The sequence below is a fragment of the Brevibacterium sp. CSND-B09 genome, from assembly GCF_052906525.1.
Genome location: NZ_JBREGI010000001.1, coordinates 2,760,218 through 2,785,177, shown reverse-complemented (window position 1 = coordinate 2,785,177; position 24,960 = coordinate 2,760,218). Strand labels below are relative to the sequence as shown.

Genomic DNA, 24,960 nt, shown 5'->3' with positions numbered 1-24,960 from the left:
TTCAGGCCCGGAAACTCCGTTTCCTACTCAGACCGGGAACCTCCGGGACCGTCTCAGGCCGGGCACGTCCGGAACCGTTTCAGACTTGGAAGATCCGGATCTGTCCGAACTCCTGTGCTTTGTGCGTGGTGAACCACATCGTGTGCGAGAAGTGCCGCAGGTCGTCGCCGTCGGCCTCGGCCTGCCAGTATCCCCACGCGGCCGCGGCTTTGCCGTGGGTGATCGCTGCTTCGAGGTGGCCGACCTCGTGAGAATGGCCGGACAACTTCAACAGCGCTTCGACGACGGCTTCCCGGCCCGTTTGGGTTTCGACGTCGGAAGGGTGAACGACCTGGAGCACGCAATCGTCGGCGATCACCTCGTTGAGTGCTTCTCTGTCGCCGTTGAAGAGATTCTCCTCGAACGTTGCAACGAAGACGTTCTTCGGACTGTTTCCGCAGGCGTCGGTTCCGGTGAAGGTCATGGACCCAGCCTATGCGGGCCCGAGCGGTGTCACAACGGGTCGGCGGGCCGCCTCGGCGATGATGGTCGCCGACGCACGACGAGCGGACACTTCCGCGTGAACGATCTGACCGTCGGGCCGGGACCCGAGAGTCCGAGCACGAAAACGGCCGTGCCGGCACCCTTGCGGGCACCGGCACGGCCGATCGAACAAGCGGTGGCTATCAGAAGCCCATGCCGCCCATTCCACCCATTCCGTCCATACCGGCAGCTGCGTCTGCACCTGCGGCGGCCTTTTCGGGCTTGTCGGCGACGACCGACTCGGTGGTGAGGAACAGACCGGCGATCGAGGCGGCGTTCTGCAGGGCAGAGCGGGTCACCTTGACCGGGTCGTTGATGCCGGCGGCCAGCAGGTCCTCGTACTCACCGGTGGCGGCGTTGAGACCGAATCCGGCTTCGAGGTTGGCGACCTTGTCGGCAACCACACCGGCTTCGAGGCCGGCGTTCGTGGCGATCTGCTTCAGCGGGGCTTCGATGGCAACCTTGACGATGTTGGCGCCGGTGGCCTCGTCTCCCTCGAGTGCGAGGTCGGCGAATGCGGCCTTGCCAGCCTGGATGAGCGAGACGCCGCCACCGGCGACGATTCCCTCTTCCACAGCAGCCTTGGCATTGCGCACGGCATCTTCGATGCGGTGCTTGGTTTCCTTGAGCTCAACCTCGGTGGCGGCTCCGGCCTTGATGACTGCAACACCGCCGGCCAGCTTGGCCAGACGCTCCTGCAGCTTCTCACGGTCGTAGTCGGAGTCCGAGTTCTCGATCTCGGCGCGGATCTGAGCGACCCGTCCGGCGATCTCCTCGGCGTCTCCGGCACCCTCGACGATGGTGGTCTCGTCCTTGGTGATGACGACCTTGCGGGCGGTGCCCAGCAGATCGGTGGTCACGCTGTCGAGCTTGAGCCCGACTTCCTCGGACACGACCTGGCCACCGGTGAGGATGGCGATGTCGGCGAGCTGAGCCTTGCGACGGTCACCGAAGCCCGGAGCCTTGACGGCCACGGACTTGAAGGTGCCCTTGAGCTTGTTCAGCACCAGGACGGCCAGGGCTTCGCCCTCGACGTCTTCGGCGATGATGAACAGCGGCTTGTTGGACTGCTGGACCTTCTCGAGGACGGGCAGCAGGTCCTTCACGTTCGAGATCTTGGAGTTGACGATGAGGATGTAGGGATCCTCAAGGACAGCTTCCTGGCGATCGGTGTCGGTGACGAAGTAACCGGAGATGTAGCCCTTGTCGAAGCGCATACCCTCGGTCAGTTCGAGCTCGAGTCCGAAGGTGTTGGACTCCTCGACGGTGACGACGCCTTCCTTGCCGACCTTGTCGATGGCCTCGGCGATCAGTTCACCGATTGCGGGATCTCCGGCGGAGATGCCAGCGGTAGCGGCGATCTGTTCCTTGGTCTCGATGTCGATGGCGTTGTTCAGCAGGACGTTCGTGACGGCCTCAACGGCCTTCTCGATACCGCGCTTGAGGCTGAGCGGATCAGCACCGGCTGCCACGTTGCGCAGGCCTTCGCGGACGAGAGCCTGTGCGAGCACGGTAGCGGTGGTGGTTCCGTCGCCTGCGACGTCGTCAGTCTTCTTGGCGACTTCCTTGACGAGCTCGGCGCCGATCTTCTCGTAGGGGTCCTCGAGTTCGATCTCCTTGGCAATGGAGACGCCATCGTTGGTGATGGTCGGTGCGCCCCACTGCTTTTCGAGCACGACATTGCGACCGCGGGGTCCAAGGGTCACCTTGACCGCGTCCGCAAGCTGGTTGAGGCCAGCTTCGAGTCCTCGACGAGCTTCTTCGTCGAATGCAATCATCTTTGCCATAGTGGCTTAGATCCTCCCTGATGGAGTGGAGTGGGAATCCAGAGCAGTCGTCAACGCCCGCGACGGCAGAGAGTGTGTCCGCATGTTCCATTCCACATATGGACCACGCTCTCGAGACGACTGGTGGGAACCCATCGGTTTTCACCAGTACTAGATTTAGCACTCTCCCCATGCGAGTGCAAATGTTTGTCGCCCGCCAAGATGGGCGAGGGCAGTTCAGATCCGCGAGTTGTCGGCGCGCGATGGAGGCGCAGCGGGCAGTTCGGCCCAGCGCGAAACGCTTGGAGCAGGCCCGATTGCCCACGATTTCGAACAGCCCAGTTTAGGGCGAGTAGCCCTGTTTCCAACATGGGCTGCTCAACTCACACTGGGCTGAATCGAAGTCCATGCGCGCGGGTGCACCCGACGCGGCCCCCGCGCCCCGCGGGCACTGAAAAGCGCCGAGCAGTTGCCTGCTCGGCGCTTCCCCCGTGCGATTGGTGCCGGTCGGCCCGAAGGCCGTTCCGACTCCCCGCCGCAGCGGATCAGAAAACTGTGCTGACAGCAGCCAGTCTCAGAGGAGGGTGACGGACTCCGCCTGAGGACCCTTTTGTCCTTCTCCAACTTCGAACTGAACCTGCTGGCCCTCTTCGAGAGAGCGGTAGCCGTCCATCTGGATTGCGCTCCAGTGAACGAACACGTCCTGGTTGTCGCCTTCAAGGGTGATGAATCCATAGCCCTTTTCAGCGTTGAACCACTTGACGGTACCTTGTGCCATTACTTCTCCATACAGTGCAGTGCCATTGAAATCCCGCATCGCAGCCGCGATCAGATGACCCCACCCGAGATACGGAAGCTAGTAAAACTCAACTGACCCCGCGACTTCTCTCATTGACCTCTAGAGAATAATCTCGGTGAAGCACGAATAGAACACAAGGTGCTGTGCTTGCCTAGCTGTTGCAACTCTACCGCAGGCGCGCATCCCACCTAGAGCGGTTCAACACTGTTATAGATTCGTTACCTAAGGGTTTCTGCCCTGTTCACAGCGGGGATCGCGGCAAATGAAATCAGACCATTCGGTCAGGAATTCGCCGAGGCGGCCCACCGTCCCATGACCCGACCGCAACCAAGGAGTCCCTCAGCCTCATGGCCTCACCCTGACGCGGCGGCCGTGGCCGAATCGAGCCCACCGTCTGATGCTCGCACCCCGCCGAGGCGGCCGAGGCCGAACCGATCCCGCCGACTCAGTCGCGCTGCCGCGCCGCCGAATCGCTTCGGATCACTCCGAGTCCCCGCCCCCACTGGGTTCGGGTCCGCGATCGGCGATGTCCGAACAGATGACGACCGTGATGTCGGCTTCGAAGTCGGACGAGGCCTCCGTGGCGGAGACTCCCAGCGACTTGGCGACGAGCTTGGCCTGGGACGCGTTCTCCTCGCCGTTGTAGTACACGGTCGAATCAGAGAGGTTCGTCGAGTAGTTGCCGACCTGCCCGAGCTTCCAGCCCTTCTCTTCGACAGCCTCGGAGAACTTCTTCGCTGCACCGGAGACGCCGGAGCCGTTGAGCACGTCGACGGTGATCGAATCGTCTGCGACGCTGACTTCGCTCTCACTCGGTGAGGGTTCGGCCGACGACGATTCGGAGGCCGGAGGGTCGGCGATCTTCGACTCGGGGTTGCCCATCGAGGAGAAGATGATGTTGATGGCGGCCACGACCAGCAGGACAGCGACCAGGGCGAGGATGATGACCAGCGAGATGGCACCGATGTTCGACGACGCCGCGGACTCCTGTCGATGGGCACCGCTGCGCCGGCCGGGCTCGATCTCGTCGAATTCGTCGGTCATGTCTACCTCGAGACGCGGGCTTGGGCGCGTTCGCTCTGCCGCGTGCTGCGGATTCGGCGAAGGCGCTTGACCAGCATGGGGTCGCTGGCCAGAGCTGCAGGATTGTCGAGAAGCGAGTTGAGGATCTGGAAGTAGCTGGTGGCTGACATGTCGAAGCGCTCACGGATCGCGTGGTCCTTGGCGCCTCCGTATTTCCACCACCGCCGCTCGAACTCCAAAACGGCCACCTCGAGCTCGTTCAATTCTGAGGTGTCGTCGTTCGGCGGCATAGAGGTTGTGCTCCTTCGAGAGGTGTCTGTGCTTCTATCCTATCGCCGGATCGGCGGTACCGAAATTTCCGGCGCGCCGCCGAGGCTGTGAGGTCGATCCCGACCGGGGCACGGCTCGTGGGACGGCAACTCGCACATGCCCGGCGGCGGCTGCGCGGGCAACTGCATCACCCCGCCGCACGGCACCGGATCGGTGACCGTGTCGACGGGGTGAAGGGAGCGACCTTCGCCGAGGCGGGGCCGCCTCGGCGAACCGGGTGACCCGATCACGAGGATCGGATCGACCCCCCATTCGACCGCAAGAGCAGGGCCGCCTCGGCAGGGAAAAGGATCAGCGGATGCGGATATTGACCTGCTTGATCTGGGTGAATCCTTCGAGCATGCCTTCCAGCGATGCCTCTCGCCCGAATCCGGAGGTCTTCATGCCGCCGTAAGACTGGCCGGCCAGCTGGCCGCCGCCCTGGTTGACCTGAACCCAGCCGGATTCGATCCGGTTGGCCATGGTCAGGGCCGCGTCGACGTCCTTGGTGAAGACGAAGGCCGCGAGTCCGAAGTCGGAGTCGTTGGCCATGTCGATGACCTCGTCGATGTCCTTCCACGGGATGACCGAGAGGACGGGGCCGAAGATCTCTTCACGGCTGGTCTGCCAGTCGTTCTTCGCCTTCGAGAAGATCACGGGAGCGTGGTAGAAGCCGGGTTCGCCGACTTCCAGCGAATCGGAGCCGTCGTAGGCGATCTCGACGCCGTCCATCGACTTGCCCATCTCGATGTAGCTGGCGACCTGGTCGTACTGCTTCTCGTTGATGATGCAGCCGATGTCGGTGGACTCATCGCGGGGGTCGCCGACCTTCATCTTCGACACCGCGTCGACGAGCTTGGACAGGAAATCGTCGTAGATGTCCTCGTGGAGGAACAGACGCGACCCCATGGTGCACGACTGGCCCTGGCGGGCGAAGCGGGTCGACAGCAGCACCTGCTCGAGGGTGTCGTCGTCGTTCGAATCCGGGAAGATGATGTTCGGGGACTTGCCGCCGAGCTCCATCGACGAATGCGCGAGACGGCCACCGGCCACCTCGGCGACGTGACGGCCGACGCTCGTCGATCCGGTGAACGAGACCTTGTCGACGTCGGGGTGGACGTTGAGGGCCTCACCGATGACCGAGCCCTTGCCGGTGACGACGTTGAGCACACCGGCGGGCAGGATGTCGGCGATGATCTCGGCCATCTTGAGGATGGTCAGCGGTGCATCCTCGGCGCATTTGAGGACGATCGTGTTGCCGGCGGCGATCGCGGCGGGGGTCTTGAAGGCGGCGATCATCAGCGGCGAGTTCCACGGCAGGATGCCGGCGACGACGCCCAGAGGCACGCGCTTGGTGTACTGGAGCTGCTTGTCTCCGGCGGGCAGGGTGTTGCCCTTGACCTCACCGGCGACGCCGCCCATGTAGCGGAACAGGTCGGCCAGGGTGATCGTCTCCGGGCGAGCCTGGGTGCGGATCGCGTTGCCGGTGTCGAGAGCAGTCAGCTGGGCGAGTTCCTCCGAGGCGGCTTCGAGCGCATCGGCGCAGGCCAGAAGCTTCTTCTGGCGTTCCTTGAACGGCAGGGCCGCCCACTCGGGGAAGGCCTTCCGTGCGGCCTGGACGGCACGGTCGGCGTCGGCCTCTTTGCCATTGGGCACCTTGGCGATGACGACGTTGCGGTCGATCGGGGTGATGACATCGGTGGTGTCGCCGTCAGCGGCATCGACCCATTCTCCGCCGATGAGCATCTTCCAGTTCTTGGCCTCTGGGAATTCCGACATTTCGGTCCTTTCGTTCAACGATGAACTCCTTAGGCCGAGCATAACGCGTGGCGCTGAACGGCAATACACCTGTTCGGTAGGCGATCGCGCACACCCGATCTGCGCTCCGTGCACATGCGCGCAGGTCGATTCCCACCCTCGCCGAGGCGGTGCCGACGTTATCGTCCGCCTCTCCCGAGGCGGTGCCGGTGTTCGCAAAGCTCGCCCTTCCCGCGTCTGCGCGGTGAATGGAGGATTGTTGGGTCGATCCACGGTGATATCGGTGAGGAAACCACCGTGGATCGACCCAACAATGACGTCCGTGGCGTCTTCCCGCCCCCGCTTCCCTCCGCTGGCGACAGCACCGCCGTTCCTGCTCCGTCCATTCCTTGGCAGCTGACGCCACTGTCCCAGCGCGACCTCGTCCGCCGAGCATCGCTACACTCGTGCCCATGACGTCGACGCCCCCGCTGACAGAGATCATGTCCCCCGATTGGGCGAACGCCCTGACCAGAGTGGAAGAGCGAATCCACTCGATGGGCGACTTCCTCCGCGACGAGATCGCCGCCGGTCGCGCCTACCTGCCCTCCGGGGACTTCGTTTTCCGCGCCTTCGCCGAACCGCTGTCCGAGGTCAAGGTCCTCATCGTCGGCCAGGACCCCTATCCGACGCCCGGCCACGCCATCGGCCTGTCATTCGCCGTCGACCCCGATGTCCGTCCCCTGCCGCGGTCGCTGGGCAACATCTACAAGGAACTCGAGTCCGACCTCGGGATTCCGCCGGCCGCGCACGGGGACCTGCGCGCCTGGTCATGCCAGGGAGTCATGCTGCTCAACCGCGCCCTCACCGTCTCCCCCGGCGAACCCGCCTCCCACCGCGGCAAAGGATGGGAGGAGATCACGGAACGGGCAATCACCGCGCTGATCGAACGCGATCAGCCGCTTGTTGCGATCCTCTGGGGCCGCGACGCCCGGAACCTCGCTCCCCTGCTGACATCAGGAACCGCCGAGGTGGCCATCATCGAATCCGCGCATCCCTCACCTCTGTCGGCACGGCGGGGATTCTTCGGTTCCCGACCGTTCTCGCGCACGAATGAATTGCTCGCCCAGAAGGGCATCGACCCGATCGACTGGGCCCTGCCGGATCAGGTCTGAGTCCGGGACCCGATCTGAGCCCGGATCAGATCTGAATCGGACCGGTATCGGCCTCGTCCGAGGCGTCCGCTTCTCCGGTCTCGCCCGATTGAGCCTTCTCTACCCCGGCCCCACTCGACTGAGCCTTCGGTCCTCCGGTCCCACTCGACTGGGTCTTCGCGCCACCGGGCTGCACCGAGTCGATGACAGAGGTCGACGTCTCGCCGCTGCGCACCTCTTCGACCTTCTCCTCAGCCGAGCTCTGACTCTTGAGGTTCTTCAACGGCAGCGCCAGATAGCTGCCGAGCACAGCGCCGACAGCGAGCGCAGCATTCGCCAGGATCGCGGTGAACAGCGAGGACAGACCCACAGCGAAGGAGACGTTCTCCGATTCCGACGCGATCTGATAGACAGCGGTGAAGATCGACAGCCCCTGCAGCAGGGTGTAGATGCCGGGAATCATCAGCACGATCGCCGGCGCTCCCAGCCGCAGCGCCAGCGGCCGCGACAGGAAACCGGTGACGGTGGCCGCCAGCAGACTGGCAAGCACATTGTCGATGTCCAACAGCGTCAGCGACATCATCGTGATGTGCGAAGCGAGGCCGACGAGCGCCGCCGGCAGGATGAATCGGCGCCTGGCCGACATGGCCACCGCACCGGACATCGCCACCACGGCCGCCGCGACCATCGACAGGATCGCCGTGACCACATGCGGGCTCGTCTTCGGCACGAGCACTTCGATATGGCTGAGTCCGATGGCCTGACCGCACACGATTCCCAGGGCGATGCCGGAGACGATGCCGGCCAGAGTCATGAACACCCCGACCACCCGCCCGGCCGCGGTCAGCGGGAAATTCGTCAGCGCATCCTGAACCGCCGAGTACAGCGACTGCGTCGGCAGCAGCAGAACGATTCCGGCAGCCACGAGGTACTGCGGTGAGGCGATGATACCGACGTCGCCGGCGATGGTGGCGATGAGCGTCGCCGAGGCTGCCTGAATCGCCGTGATGAAGAACGACGGCAGGTGGGTGCGTCCGAGCAGCTTGCCGAACTGGAACACGACGATCGCCATGATGATACCCAGGGGAATCGCGATCGGGCCTCCCCCGAGCAGCAGGACGAGGGCACCGACCATGAAGCCCCAGGCACCAGTGGTGAACCATTCGGGGAACGGTCGCCGCTGCGTGCGTATCGCGTCGAGACGACTGCGTGCCTCATGGAATTCCAAACGCCCGTCGACGAGGTCGGTGACGAGCTTGTGCACAGAGGCGAGCTTCGCGAAATGCGTGGACTCACCGCGGTTGACCCGCATCACCGTCAGCAGACGTCCGTCCGAAGTCGAATAGTGCACGACGAGCGTGTTCGAGGTCAGATCGACCTCGACGGTGGCCAGACCGCACGCGGTGCACGCGGCGATGACGGAGACCTCGACATCGCTGGTGCCGGCACCGGCGCGCATCATCATCGCCGCGATATCGGCGGCGAGGTCGAGGATCATCCGGGCTTCGTCTTCGCTCGGCTCGTTCGCCTGGACGGGCGCCTGGTACGGGGTGCCCTTGAGCGCGGTGACGATCGGGACCGGCTGCGTGTTCTCCGTCGTACCGGAGACGAGTTTGCCGACGGTGCGCCGGGCGACCTTCTGGGCGATGCGCTGAGACGCACCGAGGTGGTCGGTGCGGGATTTCGACCGCCCGCCGCCGCGTTCGGCCTTCGCCGCCTTCGCCGCGGCGGCCTTGGCGAGATCTTCGGGCTGGGGTTCCGGTGAGGAGTCCCGCAGTTCGGCTAGCCGCTGCAGGCGGGTGCGTTCGAGCAGTTCGCGCAGGGCCTGGGATCCGGCCTCCGGGTTGCCGCCGGAGGTCGGGGCCGGGGACGAACCTCGGACAGGGCCCGGCTCGGCCGGATCCTCGACCCGAACCTCGGTGGTGGTGGCGTCTTCGAGTTCTCTGTCGCTCACGGCTCGCTGATGAGTGTCGGGCCGAGTGGGTCGGCGATGTGCGCGGTTCCTGAGGCGGCGTCGTAGTCGAAGACGCGACGGCCGGAGACGAAGACGGTCTCGGCACGGGAGCTCAGATCGAGCGGATCGCCGGACCAGATGACGATATCGGCGTCACGGCCCTCGGCCAAGGAGCCGAGGCGGTCGTCGAGGCCGAAGATCGCGGCCGGGTTGATCGTCAGCGCTTCGATCGCGACGATCGGGTCGAGCCCTTCCTTCACGGCCAGGGAGGCTTCGTGGATGAGGAAGTTGATCGGGATGACCGGGTGGTCGGTGGTCAGCGCGATGCGCACTCCCGCCTCGGCGAGGGAGGCCGCGGTGGCCAGGGTGCGGTCGCGCAGTTCGACCTTCGACCGGGAGGTCATCAGGGGGCCGAGGATGACGTCGATGCCCTTGGCGGCGATGAAATCGGCGATCTTGTGGCCTTCGGTCCCGTGGTTGATGACGAGGCGGTAGCCGAATTCCTCGGACAGGCGGATGGCGGTGGCGATATCGTCGGCGCGGTGGCAGTGCTGGTCCCATGCGAGCTTGCCGTCGAGGACGTCGGCCAGGGTCTCCTTGACCAGGTCGCGGTCGAACGGGGTGCCATCGGCGTCGGCTTGCGCACGTTTGGCCTGGTAGTTCCGCGCTTCGACGAAGGCGTCGCGGATGATCTTGACGGTGCCCATCCTCGTCGATGGGGTGACCTTCTTCTCTCCGTATACGCGTTTCGGGTTCTCGCCGAGTGCGGACTTCACGGACAGATCCTGCGTCACGAGCATTTCGTCGACGATCCGACCCCAGGTCTTGAGGAAAGCGGTGCGACCGCCGATGGGATTGCCGGAACCGGGTTTGATGAGCGCCGAGGTGACACCCCCACGCAGGGCATCCTTGAATCCGAGATCGGTGGGATCGATGCTGTCGAGCGCGCGCAGGCCCGCCCCGTTGGGATCGGTCATCTCGTTCGTATCGTCACCGGACCAGCCTTCACCGTCCTCATGGACACCGAGGTGGCCGTGGGCTTCGATGAAACCGGGCAGAACCCAGCGTCCACCGGCATCGATGACCTCGGTGTCCGCTGGGAGGGAGGAGGTGTCGACGGAGCCGGGGGCCACCTCGGTGATGCGGCCGTCCCTGACCGTCAGCGTGCCGGATTCGATCGCCTCGGCGCGGTTCCCGGACGCATCGGCCACGGGCACGATCCGCGCGTTCGTGATGACGAAATCTGTGGCTGCGGGGACCGGGACTGACCGATACATTCTGCTCCTAGCGAGGGGGTCGGCGACGACGTCGGGCTGCGGTGTCGAGTCTACGCCACTCGATGATTCCACACGGTGACCTCGGGGCCGTTAGCCGCGTTGGCGCACGACCTCCGCCGGGGCGAGCTCCCGCCCTCTTCCCCTCCCAATTGCTACCTGACGGCGGCCCAGATACCTCGCGCGAGGTTGCTGGGCCGCCGTCAGGTAGTTCTGGGGCGGACGGGTCCGTGTCAGTCCCGGCGTATAGTCTGGATGAATCGCACGAAGAGAGAAGGATCCCTGATGCTTGAGCCGATCACCTCATACGTCGCAATCGGAGACTCGTTCAGTGAGGGTCTGATGGATCCCGACCCACGGGTCGAGGATCGGTACCGCGGCTGGACCGACCGGCTCGCGCTCATGCTCACCGAATCGTCGGTGGGCAGCACGGACTTGTCCTATGCCAATCTGGCCATCCGAGGTCGTCTGCTCGACCGCATCGTCGATGACCAGGTGCCGCAGGTGCTCGAGATGAAGCCGGACCTCGTGAGCCTGTGCGCCGGCGGCAATGACTGCCTGCGTCCGAAGGCCGATATCGATGCCCTGGCCGCGAAGTTCGAACGCGCCGTGATCGCGATGCGTGAGGCCGGCATCGAGGTGCTCATGTGCAATGGCTTCGATACCGAGTTCAGCACCCCGCTCATCCGTGCGGTGCGTCCGCGCGTGGGAATCTACAACGCCCACCTGTGGTCGATCGCGCAGCGGCACGGCTGCCATATGGTCGACCTGTGGGGGCTGCGTTCGCTCTACGCCGCGGAGATGTGGGCCGACGACCGCATCCACCTGTCGACGAAGGGCCACCATCTCGTCGCCGAGCAGGCTCTGGCGACCCTGGAGAGCGGCCGCTCCCTGCCGGTGAAGGGCTTCGGCGTTCCCGCTCGTCCGACGCGGGCGATCCGCGAGGTGATGAGCGAGGAGTCGCGGTGGGCCCGTGAGTACCTGGCCCCGTGGGTCGGTCGCCGGCTGCGCGGGCAGTCCTCAGGCGACACTCTGGACCCGAAGCTGGCGGAGCTCACCCGCGTCCGCGACCTCGTCGAACGCTCGCGTGAGGTCGATCGCGCCCGGGAGAACGGTGAGACAGGCGCCGCCGGCGAAGCGGGCGCTGCCGACCGGACCGGCTCGGGCGAAACTCACACAGGTGGAACCGGTGAGGTGAACGCACCTCGGGGTACCGAAGGATGAGCGTCGAGTCCGTGCGCATTCCCGAACTCGCCGCCGCCGGGACCGACGTGGCTCCGTCCTTCCGGCACGCCTACGGGGACTCCCCCGAGCAGTTCGTCGAGGTCTATGGTGACCCGGCGACCGCCTCGGCGACGGTCATCTTCGTCCACGGAGGCTACTTCCGCCCCCGCACCGATCTGTCCCATGCCCGACCGTTGGCTCGGGCACTGGCCGAGTCGGGAGTGCTCGTCGCTTCCGTCGAGTACCGCAGACTCGGCGGGCAGCCGCTCCTGCTCGACGATGTCACCGCGGCCATCGAATCGGTGTGTGCCGAACTGCCGCGCTGGGGCGTGAGCGAACGAGCACAGGGCAATCTCATCGTCTCGGGCCATTCGGCCGGTGGCTGCCTCGTCCTCGCCTGGGCTTCGCACCTGCCCGACGGGGGTCCGCGGATCCGTCTGCGTCCTCTGGCACCGGTGACCGATCTGCTGCGGGAAGTCGAGGACAACCTCGGCGATGGAGCAGTCCTCGACTATATGGGCGTACGGCCCGAGCACGATCTGGAAGCCTACCTGCGCCACGATCCGCGCTCACGGGCCGCCCTCATCCCGGCACGCGTCGACGTGCATTCGATCCACGGGGATGCCGATGCCACCGTCAACGTCGAATTCTCCCGTGTCTTCCCCGCCGCCCTGACCGAGCTGCCGGGCGCGAACCATGCCGATGTCATCGACCCAGACTCCCCGTTCTTCCCGCAGGTGAGGAACCTGCTGCTCGGCTGAAGGTGCTTCTCAGATCCCTTCGGGGCTGATTCCGGGGCCGTTCTCGATTCCGGTGCGGATGTCGAAGAGCTCGGGGAAGAACGTGAGATCGAGCGCTTTCTGCAGGAATCCGACTCCGCTCGAACCGCCTGTTCCGCGTTTCATGCCGATGATCCGCAACACGGTGCGCATGTGCCGGTAGCGCCAGATCTGGAAGTTCTCCTCGAGGTCGACGAGCTCTTCGCAGCTCTCGTATTCCTGCCAGTACTTCTGTGGGTTCTCGTAGATGATGCGGAAGACATCGGACAGTTCCTCATCGAAGGTATGGGCGACCGATTTGTCTCGGTCGAGGAGCCGCTGCGGCACCGGAAGACCGCGCCGGGCCAGGCAGGCGAGGAACTCGTCGTAGATGCTCGGTTCCTCGAGGTACTGCTCCAGGGCCGCACGCGCCTCGGGCTCACCGTCGAAGACCGGGAGCATGGCCCGATTCTTGTTGCCGAGCAGGAACTCCACGGCCCGGTACTGCCAGGACTGGAAACCGGAGGCACGGCCGAGCTGGTCGCGGAACCCGACATATTCGCTCGGCGTCAGCGTGGCGAGGACAGACCACTGCTCGGTCAGGGTCTTCTGGATGTGTTTGACGCGGGCGATGCGCTTGAGCGCGGTCTGCAGCTCATCGGCGGCGATGAGGCGCCGGGCGTCGAGGAGTTCGTGGATGACGAGCCGGAACCACAGCTCCGTGGTCTGGTGCTGGATGATGAAGAGCAGCTCATCGTGGTGTTCGGGACTGCTGACTGGATGCTGGGCGCCGAGGAGACGGTCGAGGTCGAGATACGACCCGTATGTCATCGACTCCCTGAGGTCGGTGTGGACCCCGGCTTCGAGGTCGCGTTCGTTCTTCTCGGCCGTCGTCCGAGCGTCGCTGCCCGGGTCATGGTTGGTGTCGGTCATGACCTCCAGCATAAGGGTCAGCCGGGTTGCCGCCTCTGCGGTTCGGCGACTTCCCGGACGTCATCGACCAACTGCTTCCACTCCGGCGGCATCTGAGACTCGCCGAAGCGGACTCGCCCGTACCGGCTCTCGATGAGGTAGGCGAATCGATCAGCACCCGCGGCCCGCGGGGCATCATCACTCTGCGTCACACCATCGCTCTGCCTGCTGTCGGACCAGGGAAGTTCGGCGATGCGCGGGCCCAGGTCATCGCGTCGGGTGCTTGCGTCGATGTCGACCTCCCAGACGAGCAGCATCCCGCCGATACCGCCCGAGCGTTCGACGAGCAGATGCCCGAAACCACCGGCAGGCTTCTCGTTCACCAGCTGCTCCCCTGGTTTCCGCGGGCCGAACCTGCGTGGGAGATGCCCACGGTTTCCCACCCGGACACGATCGCATCGTGAACGTCGGATCCGGCGCCGAACTGGTCGGCCGCCTCGGCGATGGTGAGTTCTGCGAACTCCGCGAAATCGGTGCGCTGCGTGATCTCAGCCCCTGTGAGGACGGAGTACCAGACCTGTCCGACGCTTTCCCAGGCCGGGCCGCCCACGGCGATGGCGGCGAGCGCGATGGCCCGGTTCGGGATCCCGGAGTTCAGGTGGACCCCGCCGTTGTCGGAATCGGTGGTGACGAAGTCGTCCATATGAGCAGGCTGCGGGTCCTTGCCGAGGACGTCGTCGTCATAAGCCGTGCCGGGTTCGATCATGGAGCGCAGGGCACGACCGGTCACCTCGGGGGTGAAGATTCCGGCACCGATGAGCCAGTCGGCGTCCTCGGCATTCTGTCCTGCGTCGTGCTGTTGAGTCAGGGCGCCGAAGACATCGGCGCAGTGCTCGTTGAGCGCTCCCGGCTGGCCGAAGTACTCGAGGTCGGCGGTGTGGCTGATGACACCGTGGGAGAGCTCGTGGCCGATGATCGACAGCGAACCGGTGAACCCGGTGAACACTTCGTCGTCGCCGTCGCCGAAGACCATGAGGCGGCCGTCGAAGAAGGCGTTGTCGTAGTCCTTGCCGTAGTGGACGCTGGCCATGAGCGGCATTCCCGCGCCGTCGAGCGAATCGCGTCCGAACACCTCGGAGAACAGAGCATACGAAGCGCCGAGCCCGTCATAGGCTTCGTTGACCGGCTCATCGTCGACGGGTTCTTCGCCCTCGGAGCGGACGAGTTCGCCGGGCAGCACCTCGGTGTTCTGAGCATCGTGGACGAGGCGCTGCAGTCCTGCAGGAGCGGGTGCGGCGAGCGCGGATACGTCTCTGCCGAGATCGGCCGGTGGGGTATAGCGCAGCCCGGCCAGGCGCAGGTTCCGACAGCTCTCGTCGGACATCCGGCAGCTTGCCGCGGCGGCCGCGGCCTTCGGGAACCGCTCGGTGCCGCGCTCGGCAATCGCATCGAGAAGGTAGGGCGGGACGACACTGTGAAATGGGACGACGCTCTGAGAGACCATGACTCCAGCGTGCCACTTTCAGAGACGAACCGATAGGGCCGCGTTACGTGCGACCTCGAACCGATAGGGAGCCCGGCATATCCGCACCGGGCTCCGGCATATCCGCACCGAGCTCCGGCACATCCGCGGCGGACTCCGGCGTTCAGCCCGATCGACCTGGCCGCGTCGAGGCCTCAGCCGATGACCTGAACACAATCCAAAGAAAGTATTGCAAAGACTTATTTGCAAGCGTATCTTTGCATTATGAGCGAGGACACCGGACACGACGCCACTCACGAGATCACCCACCCCGACGGCGTCCGCGAGATCAGCACCTCGGCCCTCAAGGGCCTGGCCCATCCCCTGCGGATGGCGATCTACGACGCGCTGTCGACGCAGGGCCCGCAGACGGCGACAGGCCTGGCCAAGCGCCTCGGCGAATCATCCGGGGCAACGAGCTACCACCTGCGTCAGCTCGCTCGGCACCAGCTCATCCGCGAGGTCGAGGGCGAACGGAGCGGGCGAGAGAAGTGGTGGGAGAGGATTCCCGGGGCCATGAAGGTGCCGGGCCCCGAACGCGACCTCGACCCGTCGGCACGGACCGCCTCGTCCTACGTCAACCGAGAGTTCGTGCGCAATGCGCAGCGCAACTTCGAACACTTCATCGATGCCGCCTATGACGGCCAGCGGATGCCGAAGTCGTGGATCGAAGCCGCGGTCAGCGAGACGAGCAATCTGCGCCTGACCAAGGAACAGCTCGCCGAGATCGCCGCCGAGTACGAGAGAACCACCATGGCCTTCATCAACAAGTACCGCGGCCGCAATGATCCGGGCTCCCGCCCGGTGCAGATCCAGTTCTACGCCTTCCCCCTGACCGATGGAGAGGAAACCCCATCATGAGCACGCTCACCGCACCCATCCGCCCTCCCCTGAACGGCATCGGCACTGCCGACGGCAGGGCATCTCACCAGCGCCGCATCGTCGAACGCACCATCACCGTGACCAGGGAGTTCGTCGTCGACAGCGGCGAGGACACCCGCGCCACGGCATCCGGCCTCGACGGTCTGGTCCTGCGCCTGGCGCTGTGGCTCATCGAGCGTCGCCGCGTCCGGGCCCTGCACGTGCAGGTCGACTCCGCGGAGATGTCGCGTCGGGTCGACCACGCCAAACAGAGGCACATCGACCGCTATCACGGTCTGCCGTTCTGACGAGGGCGCAGATCGGACCGGCACTCCCGTTCTGTTGCACATGGTCGCGCGAACTCCTCCCCCGGCCCGCGCGAGCTCCTTCCCGGCCCGCGCGAACTCCTCCCCCGGCCCGCGCGCACCCGTCAGCGGAGCACGATCACCGCACGACCGCCTCGGCGCCGGTCCTGCCGTTGTCATCGAGCGGAGGGAACACGACGAGGGTGATGACGATGATGACCATGAAGAATGTGGTGAGGAATGTCGGGACCGGGATGATCGGGTCGAGGAGGACGAGCAGCGCGCAGGCCGGGACGACGGTGTTGACGACGGCATTGGCGTTGGCGCGGATGGCGACCACCCATACCCCGAGGACGAACACCACGATCGGCACTGAGACCGTGAACGTCGCCAGCACCGGATTCAGAGCGCTGGCACCGAGCTGGGAATCGGCCTCCACGCCGACCCCGGCCGAGAACGCACCGGCGGCGGCGAAGATGAAGTAGTGGCCGTAGCCGTATCTGAGCGATCCGCCGAGGCTGCCGATCGCCCGGTGATGCGGCGGCCAGAAGTAGATCCACCACATCGCCGCAGTGACGATGAGGCAGAGGACGCCCAGTGAGATCAGCGGGACGATGTCCTCGACTTCGCCCAACGCGTCGAAGACGGTGTTCGCCGAGGCCAGGAGGCTCTCGCCGAGGACGATGATCGTGAAGCAGCCATAGCGTTCGGTGATGTGGTGCGGGTGCCACGGAGTCTTGCCGCGGGCTTCGGCGATGACCGGCACAGCCACCTCGGCGAGGATGAGCACGACGAGGCCCACGGACCGGATCATGGAGTCGTCGATGGCCAGCCACATCACCCACAGGATCTGGGCCAGGCCGATACCGGCCGCGTAGATGATCGTCGTCCACCGTGCGACCCCGGCACCGCGAGAGGCCCGCAGCCATTGGGAGATCATGATGATGCGCATGAGCACGTAGCCGCCGATGAGCAGCCGGTAGTCCTCGTTCTCGAAGACGGGGCCGATGCCGGCGGCGAGGATGAGCACCCCGCCCATCTGCACGATCGTGAGCACTCGGTAGAGCCAGTCGTCGGTGTCGAAGGAGGTCGCGAACCACGTGAAGTTCATCCACGCCCACCAGATCCCGAAGAACACGACCAGGTAGTTGACCACCCCATCGCCGAGGCGGCCCTCCGTGATCGTGTCATGCAGGTGTGAGGACGCGATCGAGACGGCGATGACGAAGACGAGGTCGAAGAAGAGTTCGAGCGTGCTGGCTGCCCGCCCCTCTTCACCCGGATCGCGCGGACGCATCGGACTGAGGCGGAACCGTGGTGCGGCTGAGTGCTGTGCGGTCATGGGATCCTCACCGGTCGGATTGAGTGCTCGCACATTCTATGGCCGTCCGGCCGACTCCGGCACCCCGCTGCGCTGGCCCAACACCCGCCGAACCGGCCCGCCCGGTGTTCCGCATACCCGCAGCCACTCTCACCTCGGACTCCGCGAACGCCTCGGCCCCGCCTCAACTAAACTTGCCACGTGCTCAAACCCATCCTGTGGCCGGTGCTCGTGCCGTTCGCCCTCTTCGCCGTCGGCCTGGGTGCGATCATGCCGATCCTCGTGCTCGGGGCGCTCTCGCTGGGCTCGACGCAGGCCTTCGCCGCAGCCATCGTCGGCATCATGGGGGCCGTGTCGCTCATGGCCACGGTGCCGGCCGGGATCCTCATCGACCGCCTCGGCGATTTCCGGGCCATGTTCGTGGCCACGTGCGCGGCGATCATCGTGCTCGGTTCCATCGTCACCGCCTTCATCTGGGATTCGCCGTATTCGCTGCTCGTCTACACGGTCGCGCTCATGGTCTTCGGCCCGGTCTCCGATGTGTGGAGCCTGGCCAGACAGGCCGTCGTCGCCGAGGTGATGCCGCCGGCCGACCTCGCGAAGGCGATGACCGCGCTCGGCGGCACGCAGCGGGTCGGCAACCTCGTCGGGCCGATGATCGGCGCCGGCCTCATGCTCGTCTTCCCGATTTGGTCCGTGTTCGTCTTCTCCGGCCTCACCGCCGTCGCCGCGATCGCGATCATGACCCTGCCGATCGCCCAGATCCCCGGCTTCGACGACCATCCCCACCGCGCCGAGGCGGCCCCGACCTCACGTGCGGACGATGACGATCCCTCCCCCACCGATGTTCCCAACCCCGCCGAGGCGGCCGACCCCACCGCGGCGAACGATCCCTCACACGGAGACGTCGTCCCTCCTCGGCGGGGGAAGAAGGATCGCCGGCCGCCGCTGGACGTGCGGTGGAAATCGGTCATCCTCACCGGCGTCACGATCATCGCACTGGCGGCCGCCCGCGCCGCCCAGCCGGTCGCCGTTCAGCTGTGGGGCGTCGAGATCGGTCTGCACAAGTCCTCGATCTCGCTCATCATCGCCTTCGGCGCCGGACTCGAACTCATCGTCATGTTCCTCGGCGCGTACATCAAGGATCACCTCGGCCGGGTCGCGACCCTCGTCGCATGCCTGTCCATCTTCGGCACCGGGTTCGTCATCATGGTCGCGAAACCGGATCTCGCCGGGATGGTCATCGCCGCCGCGGTCATGGCCTTCGGCAACGGCCTCGGCGCGGGCGTGAATATGACGATCGGCGCGGACCTCTCTCCCGCGGTCGGACGGCCGCGGTTCCTCGGCATCTGGGCGATCTTCAACAACGGCGGCAAGCTCGGCGGGCCGACGCTGCTGTCCCTCATCATCACCGTGACAACCCTGCGGTTCGGGGTGCTCTTCCCGGGACTGCTCGCCTTCCTCGGTGCGGTGTGGATCCTCATCTGGGCCCGTCAGGTAGGCCTGCCCGGAAGGCGGAGGCGCCTCGATCCGCCGCGCACGGACTGACTCGACGGACTAGGCTGGAGATGACCGAATCGACGATGTTCGGCTGACAGCCCGAAGCTGAAGGCCCGCAGCGGACGGCCCACAGCCGGGAGTCCGAACAGGATCAGGAGAGTCATCGATGGAAGCATTGGACGTCGGCGGATATGTGCTGGTGAGCCTCGCCGCACTCGTCTTCCTCTTCCTCCAGTCATGGTTCGCCGCCACCGTGGTCCGTCGCGTCGTCGGCGTCCCCACCGGCTGGCCACGCACGCTGGCCGTCGGTCTCGTCATGAGCGCCGTCGTGGCCGTGACCGTCCAGTACCTCTACCGGGCCGGCACCGGGCAGAACGTCGACGGACTCGACGTCTCCCCCGGAGTGGCGGTGCTGTTCATGGTGCTCGCCCTCGGTTGGATCTTCGCTCTGGGCGTCGGTGCCCTCGTCATGCTCGAAGCGGCCTTCCCGACCGGGTCCCTGCCGAGCCCGCAATCGCTGTTCTTCGGGTGGAAGTCCCGCCGTCGCCGCGGCCGCCGCTACGCCCAGGTCGTGTCCATCGCCGTGCGGCACGGGCTCGGCTCCCAGCTGCGCGGCTTCGGAGGGGATTCGCCTGGTCGCGACGTCAAGACCGCACGAGCGCTCAAGGAATCCCTCGCCGAGGCGGGGGTGACCTTCGTCAAGCTCGGACAGATGCTCTCCACCCGCAGAGACATCCTCCCGCCGGTGTTCGTCCGTGAGCTCGAAACCCTCCAGACCCAGGTCACGCCCGAGCCCTGGTCGGTCATCGAACCGGCCATCGCCGAGCGGCTCGGTCGACCCATCGGAGAGGTCTTCGCACGGATCGGCTCCACGCCGCTGGCGGCCGCCTCGGTGGCACAGGTCCATGAGGCGACCCTGCTCGACGGCACGGAAGTCATCGTCAAGGTGCAGCGGCCGAAGGCGCTCAATCAGGTCACTCAGGATCTCGACATCATCCTGCGGTTGGCGGGTTGGCTGAACAAAACCACAACCTGGGGCAGGGATCTGGGTGTGCAGTCACTGGCCGCAGGTTTCGCGAACACGCTCGAGGAGGAACTCGACTATCGGATCGAGCTGGACAATATGGCCAGCATCGAGAACTCTCTCAAACGGTCGGGGAAGTTCGACGTCACAGTTCCACACGGCTACCCGGGCCTCAGCGGCGAACGCCTGCTGGTCATGGATCGGCTGCCCGGACAGCCGGTCTCACGGGCGGGGGCGCTGCTGACCGGGCTCAGTGATGCCGAGCGGTCCCGGTTGGCGACCACACTGTTGGGTGCCACGCTCGAGCAGATCATCGGTGATGGGATCTTCCACGCCGATCTGCATGCCGGCAATATCTTCATCACTCCCGAGGGGAAGCTGGGGCTGCTCGACTTCGGTGCGGTCGGCCGACTCGATCCGGGCACACAGACCTCACTGGGACTCATGCTCTACTCGATCGACCAGAACGACAGCGCCGGGGCCACCGACGCCCTCATCGAACTCCTCGGACGTCCCGACGGGCTCAACGATCGGGAGGTCGAACGAGCCGTCGGCGAACTCCTGCTGCGCTACGGCGGCGGCACCCGTGCGGCGCAGGGTCAGAAGCTCTTCGATGACCTGTTCAATCTGGTGCTCGCCCACCGATTCTCAGTGCCGGCACCGATCAGCGCCGCATTCCGGGCGATGGCCTCCGTGGAGGGTGCGCTGCTGACGATCGATCCGCACTTCGATGTCGTCGCCGTGTCCCGGCAAGAGGGCAACAGGCTCGTGAGGTCGAAGCTCAAGGGCACGAAGATCACCGATGAGCTGCAGCGTCGGGCCCTGCAGCTGATGCCGATGATCGACCGCATGCCCCGCCGAATCAACAAGATCACCGAGGACCTCGAACACGGCCGGTTCTCGATGAACATGCGCGTGCTCGAGAATCCCTCCGACCGCAGCTTCCTCACCAGTCTGTTTCAGCAGCTCATCGTCGCCGTCCTCGCCGGAGCCGCCGTGGTGGGAGCGATCATGCTCATCACCAGCGATGAGGGTCCGCTGCTGACGAAGGACATCCACCTGTACTCGTTCTTCGGCTTCGTGCTGCTCTTCGGCGGCTTCGTGCTGAGCATGCGCTCCCTCATGCTCGTGTTCCGCCGCGACGGCCAGACCTAGCAGGTCACCCGACAGCTCGCTTCGGCCACTCGTCCGCAGCGCCCGGCCACTCGCCTCCGCTGCCTCGTTCAAGGCTGAGCGCACTTTTCGCGCCGTGTACGAATCGATAGCCGCGCTCCGCCTTGAACGAGAGATGTTTGTGCTTGAACGAGAAGCTTGTGCTTGAACGAGCGCGGCCAAAGCCCGTCGCCCGCAGCAGCGCAGATCCCAGCCACGGCACGGCCCGGGTAGGAAGAAGCCCCGCGTTCCGCTAGTTCTAGCGGTTCGCGGGGCTTACCCGAGTGGAGCCCCCTGTCAGACTCGAACTGACGACCTTCGCTTTACAAGAGCGGTGCTCTACCAACTGAGCTAAGGAGGCGTGGTGCGCACCGAGCGTGCGCGCCTACACGATAGTAGTCCATGGCCGGGTCCGGCCACAAAACCGCGGGGACGACGAAGGCCGGTCCCCACCTCGGCGGGGGCCGGCCTTCATTCGTGCACTGCCGGACCGAGCGCTGTCCCGGACGATGTCCGGCCCAGCCTCGGACAGAAACAGATCAGGTCCTCAGGGACTCAGCCCTTGAACTCTCCGGTGGCCTTGAGGATCTCGGTGGCCAGGGCCTGCGAGTCGCTGGTCTTGTCGGTGCGCTTGCCGTTGATGAGCACCCACGGGGTGGCTTCGACACCGTCGTCCAGAGCGGTCTGGCTCGACTGTTCGACGAACTTGTCGAAGGTGCGGTCGGTGACGCAGGACTTCACGGTCTGCTCGGGGTCGGCCTTGAGCTTCTTCGAGGTGTCGACGCCAGCGTCCTCGGCCACCTTGAGCAGCTCCTCATCGGTGCGGCCCTCGGTGCCTTCCTCCGGCTGCTGAGCGTAGAGTGCGTCGAACAGGTCCATGGCGACCTCGGGTTGGCTGTCGACGACACAGGCGGCGAGGTTGGCGGCGCGGGTGGAGTACTCGTTGCCACTGGACATGCGGTCGAGGAACGACACCGGCTTGTAGTTGACGACGACCGAACCCTCGTTGGCGAGCTTGCGCAGCATGCTCGCATTGCCTTCCTCGAAGGCCTTGCACCCGGGGCACTGGAAGTCGAGGTAGACGGTGACCGTGGCGGCGCCCTTCTTCGCGCCCTCCTCGGTCGGAGCCGGCAGATCCGATTCCTCACCTTCCGGCATCTTCAGCGGCTGCACGAGCGTGTTGTCCTTGCCCACGGTGATTCCGTCGGAGACATAGTTCGAGGGGCTGACAGCGGGTTTGCTCTGCTGGAATACGAGCACACCGACCACGGCGAGCACGGCGACGACGACCACTGCGATCCCGGTGTACAGGATCGTCTTCGCGGTCTTCTCCTTCTTCGCCTGATTCGCCGCGATCTGGCGGGCGTTCTCGCGTGCGCGGTTCCGCTTGTCGTCCGCGGAGTTGTTCTTCGCCATTGTTCCTCACGTTGGATCGTCTGACATCGGTGCGGCCTGAGGCCCGAACGGTGCGGGACGGCTTCCGCGACCCGACGGCACCACTGTACCGAAACAGGTGCTGCGCCGACTCCCAGAAACATTCAAGGTTCAACTACAACGTTCAACTACCTCGGGCTCTTCCGGCACTCAGTACGGATCGAATCGCACGGTCGCACGGTTGAACAGTGCCCATGTGCCCATGTGCCCATGTGCCCAGGCGCACGATCGCCCAGGCGAACTCCCACTTTCCCGCCCGCGCCGGACCAACCCGCCCACGCCCGGCCAACCGACCCGCACCAGACCGAACAGTCAGTCCGACCTGCTCACACCGGTCCGGGCAGGTAGTCGAAGGGGTTGATCGTCAGCGGCCACCAGGACATGGCCGCCCCCGACTGGATGACCATGACGGCGAGGATGACGAGCAGCGCGATCACCGCCAAGGCGATGAGGCGGCCGAGCTGATTTCGAGTGGCTCCAGAGACGAGCAGACGTGAGCCGAAGCGCAGGCTCGAGGCTCCCGGCCCGACCCACAGCACCAGCGAACCCGCGGCGCCGGCCGCCCACACCGACCATTGTTCGGACGACCCGCTGGGGACGATCCCGGCGATGTCGAGCCGGGTGAGCACGAGCGCGGCGGCGGCCGCGATCGCCGGCAGGATGAGCGAGGCCACCGAGGTCAGGATCGAGGCCAGCACGGCCCCCGGAGCCGAGGCGAGCGCTCGGAAGAATCCGCCCGAATCCGTTCCGCGGTCGAACCGGTACCGCTGGACCTTCCGGTCCAGACGTGTGCCGGTGCGGGCGAGCACCGACCAGATCAGCGCAACGACGCTGACGACCAGCGGGCCGAGTGGCATGACGGCGACGGCCAGGGCGACGAGTCCGAAGACGACCCAGCCGCCCGACTGCACTCGTCGGTATCCCAGCGGCGCCCACGGCTGACCGCCGGGCTGCATCGGCTGGCCCCCGGGACCCATGAGCTGACCGCCCTGCTGCGTCGGCTGGCCGCCGGGCCCCATGTGCTGGCCGCCGGGACCTGACTGGTCTCCCCACTGTCCCTGGGCAACCTGGCCATGCTGTCCGCCGGGACCGTTCGGTCCGACGAGGTTCTGTCCGTGGCCGGGTTGGACGAAGCCGGAACGGCCGAGGTCGGCACCGGCCATCGGGGAGCCCGGGCCCGCCTGGATGCCGCCGTTGGGGTTACTGATCGGCGGTGCGGTCGCCTGCTGCGGCGGCTGCCCGTGCATCTGCCCGGGACCGTAGCCCGGTCCCTGGTTGGACCCGACACCATGACCGGACCCGGCATGATTGGTCGGTCGGCTGGATCCGGGGTACTGCGGCTGCCCGCTGCCGGAAGGGCCGGCTCCCGGGTACCCCGTGCCCGCGCCCAGAGCCGCACCCCCGAGCGCTGCCCCCGCTGCCCCGGCACCGCCAAGACCGGCACCGCCAAGACCTGCACCACCAAGACCGGCACCGCCGTGACCGCTGCCGCCGTCGTCGACGGCAGGCATGACCGCAGTGCCGCTCGACGTCCGCTGCGGTCCACCCGAGCCGGCACCGCCGCTGGGACCGGACCCGAGCTGCGGCATCCGCCCGGACTCGATGTCGACGAGAGCGTCGAGGATCATCTGCCCCGACGGACGACGTTCGGGTTTCGGGTCGAGGCAGGCGGAGATGAGCGGAGCGAAGTTCTTCGGCGCCCCGTCGAGGTCGAATTTGCCCATGGCCACACGACCGAGCACGGCTTCCAAGGGTCCGGAGCCATAGGGGTTGCGGCCGGTGGCGGCGAACGCCATGGTCGCGGCCCATCCCCACCAGTCGGTCTTCTCACTCGACGTCTTGCCGTCGGCGATCTCCGGGGAGAGATAGCCGGGGGTGCCCATGACCAGCCCGGTGGCGGTCACGCGCACTTCGTCGGCGACCTGGGCGATGCCGAAGTCGATGACCATCGGCTCACCGTCCATGATCATCACATTGGCGGGTTTGAGGTCGCGGTGGATGACGCCGGCATCGTGGACGGCGTTGAGAGCGTCGAGGAGGGCGTGGCCGAAGTGGACGAGCTCATCCTCGGCGAAGGGGCCGTTGTCGCGGACATCATCGGACAGGGTCTGCCCGTCGACGAATTCGGTGATGATGAACGGCTGCGCGGAATCGAGTTCGGCGTCGAGCACCTCGGCGATGCGGGGATGGCGGATCCGGCGCAGGGTGCGGGTTTCGCGGGCCAGACGCTTCCTGGCGGTCTCGTCATTGGCGATATGCGGATGGAGGACCTTGACCGCGACCGGGTTGTTTCCGCCGTCGACACCGAGGTAGACGACACCCATGCCGCCCGAGCCGAGCTCCTCGATGAGGCGGTAGCCTCCCAGTTCCTGATCCATCACCTGGCCAAGCCTAGTCGAGCGAGTACAG

Annotated in this window: 21 protein-coding genes and 1 tRNA gene; 7 read left to right on the top strand and 15 right to left on the bottom strand. The window is 65.9% G+C overall.

The window, feature by feature from the left end:
• Positions 1–79: 79 nt before the first annotated feature.
• From ACU4IU_RS12410 to ACU4IU_RS12385, 6 genes are all read right to left on the bottom strand, one after another.
• Positions 80–463 carry a DUF4440 domain-containing protein gene (locus ACU4IU_RS12410; protein WP_446656883.1) on the bottom strand — a complete coding sequence of 128 codons (384 nt, stop codon included), beginning with the start codon at positions 461–463 and terminating at the stop codon, positions 80–82.
• A gap of 202 nt (positions 464–665) precedes the next feature.
• Positions 666–2,309 (bottom strand): chaperonin GroEL, encoded by a 1,644-nt coding sequence (gene groL, locus ACU4IU_RS12405; protein ID WP_039208485.1) that lies wholly within the window; start codon positions 2,307–2,309, stop codon positions 666–668.
• 553 nt (positions 2,310–2,862) lie between these two features.
• Complete coding sequence (locus ACU4IU_RS12400; protein WP_025780447.1) at positions 2,863–3,066, bottom strand: cold-shock protein; 204 nt, start codon at positions 3,064–3,066, stop codon at positions 2,863–2,865.
• 501 nt (positions 3,067–3,567) lie between these two features.
• Positions 3,568–4,131: a LytR C-terminal domain-containing protein gene (locus tag ACU4IU_RS12395; RefSeq protein WP_446656882.1), complete on the bottom strand. Its 564-nt coding sequence runs from the start codon at positions 4,129–4,131 to the stop codon at positions 3,568–3,570.
• A 2-nt stretch (positions 4,132–4,133) separates the two neighbouring features.
• Positions 4,134–4,400, bottom strand: coding sequence for a DUF3263 domain-containing protein (locus ACU4IU_RS12390; RefSeq protein WP_446656881.1), 267 nt, complete (start codon positions 4,398–4,400; stop codon positions 4,134–4,136).
• A gap of 331 nt (positions 4,401–4,731) precedes the next feature.
• Entirely contained in the window at positions 4,732–6,198 is a 1,467-nt protein-coding gene (locus tag ACU4IU_RS12385) for an aldehyde dehydrogenase family protein (protein ID WP_139468152.1), read from the bottom strand.
• Positions 6,199–6,629: 431 nt separating this feature from the next.
• Between ACU4IU_RS12385 and ACU4IU_RS12380 the strand changes: the two genes are divergently transcribed.
• Entirely contained in the window at positions 6,630–7,331 is a 702-nt protein-coding gene (locus ACU4IU_RS12380) for a uracil-DNA glycosylase (RefSeq protein ID WP_446656880.1), read from the top strand.
• A 25-nt stretch (positions 7,332–7,356) separates the two neighbouring features.
• Here the strand turns inward: ACU4IU_RS12380 and ACU4IU_RS12375 are convergent, their stop codons facing one another.
• Together ACU4IU_RS12375 and ACU4IU_RS12370 are read right to left on the bottom strand one after the other, a co-directional pair.
• The gene (locus tag ACU4IU_RS12375; RefSeq protein WP_446656879.1) at positions 7,357–9,264 is read right to left on the bottom strand and encodes a threonine/serine ThrE exporter family protein; all 1,908 of its coding nucleotides are present in this window, start codon (positions 9,262–9,264) and stop codon (positions 7,357–7,359) included.
• Positions 9,261–10,541 (bottom strand): amidohydrolase, encoded by a 1,281-nt coding sequence (locus ACU4IU_RS12370; protein WP_446656878.1) that lies wholly within the window; start codon positions 10,539–10,541, stop codon positions 9,261–9,263. Before ACU4IU_RS12370 ends, ACU4IU_RS12375 begins: the two co-directional genes overlap by 4 nt.
• A gap of 282 nt (positions 10,542–10,823) precedes the next feature.
• Here ACU4IU_RS12370 and ACU4IU_RS12365 point away from each other — a divergent pair, with 282 nt between their 5' ends.
• A complete protein-coding gene (locus ACU4IU_RS12365; RefSeq protein ID WP_139468148.1) occupies positions 10,824–11,762 on the top strand; it encodes an SGNH/GDSL hydrolase family protein in 939 nt (312 codons plus the stop codon).
• Complete coding sequence (locus tag ACU4IU_RS12360; RefSeq protein WP_446656877.1) at positions 11,759–12,523, top strand: alpha/beta hydrolase; 765 nt, start codon at positions 11,759–11,761, stop codon at positions 12,521–12,523. The genes ACU4IU_RS12365 and ACU4IU_RS12360 overlap by 4 nt, the downstream gene beginning before the upstream one ends.
• A 9-nt stretch (positions 12,524–12,532) precedes the next feature.
• Here the strand turns inward: ACU4IU_RS12360 and ACU4IU_RS12355 are convergent, their stop codons facing one another.
• The 3 genes from ACU4IU_RS12355 to ACU4IU_RS12345 are packed head-to-tail and all read right to left on the bottom strand — an operon-like array spanning position 12,533 to position 14,936.
• Complete coding sequence (locus ACU4IU_RS12355; RefSeq protein WP_172171487.1) at positions 12,533–13,453, bottom strand: tryptophan 2,3-dioxygenase; 921 nt, start codon at positions 13,451–13,453, stop codon at positions 12,533–12,535.
• Positions 13,454–13,470: 17 nt separating this feature from the next.
• Positions 13,471–13,815 carry a protealysin inhibitor emfourin gene (locus tag ACU4IU_RS12350; RefSeq protein WP_181270745.1) on the bottom strand — a complete coding sequence of 115 codons (345 nt, stop codon included), beginning with the start codon at positions 13,813–13,815 and terminating at the stop codon, positions 13,471–13,473.
• A complete protein-coding gene (locus ACU4IU_RS12345) occupies positions 13,812–14,936 on the bottom strand; it encodes a M4 family metallopeptidase (protein WP_446656876.1) in 1,125 nt (374 codons plus the stop codon). The genes ACU4IU_RS12350 and ACU4IU_RS12345 overlap by 4 nt, the downstream gene beginning before the upstream one ends.
• A gap of 243 nt (positions 14,937–15,179) precedes the next feature.
• Between ACU4IU_RS12345 and ACU4IU_RS12340 the strand changes: the two genes are divergently transcribed.
• Complete coding sequence (locus ACU4IU_RS12340) at positions 15,180–15,815, top strand: ArsR/SmtB family transcription factor (protein ID WP_172171493.1); 636 nt, start codon at positions 15,180–15,182, stop codon at positions 15,813–15,815.
• Positions 15,812–16,123: a hypothetical protein gene (locus ACU4IU_RS12335; RefSeq protein WP_446656875.1), complete on the top strand. Its 312-nt coding sequence runs from the start codon at positions 15,812–15,814 to the stop codon at positions 16,121–16,123. Before ACU4IU_RS12340 ends, ACU4IU_RS12335 begins: the two co-directional genes overlap by 4 nt.
• A 136-nt stretch (positions 16,124–16,259) precedes the next feature.
• On the opposite strand, the gene ACU4IU_RS12330 is transcribed toward ACU4IU_RS12335, so the two are convergent.
• On the bottom strand, positions 16,260–17,462 hold the full coding sequence (locus ACU4IU_RS12330) for a low temperature requirement protein A (RefSeq protein WP_446656874.1): 1,203 nt from the start codon (positions 17,460–17,462) through the stop codon (positions 16,260–16,262).
• 180 nt (positions 17,463–17,642) lie between these two features.
• Between ACU4IU_RS12330 and ACU4IU_RS12325 the strand changes: the two genes are divergently transcribed.
• On the top strand, positions 17,643–18,989 hold the full coding sequence (locus tag ACU4IU_RS12325) for an MFS transporter (RefSeq protein WP_446656873.1): 1,347 nt from the start codon (positions 17,643–17,645) through the stop codon (positions 18,987–18,989).
• A 118-nt stretch (positions 18,990–19,107) separates the two neighbouring features.
• Entirely contained in the window at positions 19,108–21,120 is a 2,013-nt protein-coding gene (locus tag ACU4IU_RS12320) for an ABC1 kinase family protein (protein WP_446656872.1), read from the top strand.
• Between the two features lie 282 nt (positions 21,121–21,402).
• Here ACU4IU_RS12320 and ACU4IU_RS12315 read toward each other — a convergent pair.
• From ACU4IU_RS12315 to ACU4IU_RS12305, 3 genes are all read right to left on the bottom strand, one after another.
• Positions 21,403–21,478, bottom strand: a tRNA-Thr gene (locus ACU4IU_RS12315).
• Positions 21,479–21,672: 194 nt separating this feature from the next.
• On the bottom strand, positions 21,673–22,533 hold the full coding sequence (locus ACU4IU_RS12310) for a DsbA family protein (protein ID WP_446656871.1): 861 nt from the start codon (positions 22,531–22,533) through the stop codon (positions 21,673–21,675).
• A gap of 344 nt (positions 22,534–22,877) precedes the next feature.
• Entirely contained in the window at positions 22,878–24,929 is a 2,052-nt protein-coding gene (locus ACU4IU_RS12305; protein ID WP_446657599.1) for a protein kinase domain-containing protein, read from the bottom strand.
• Between the last annotated feature and the right edge of the window lie 31 nt (positions 24,930–24,960).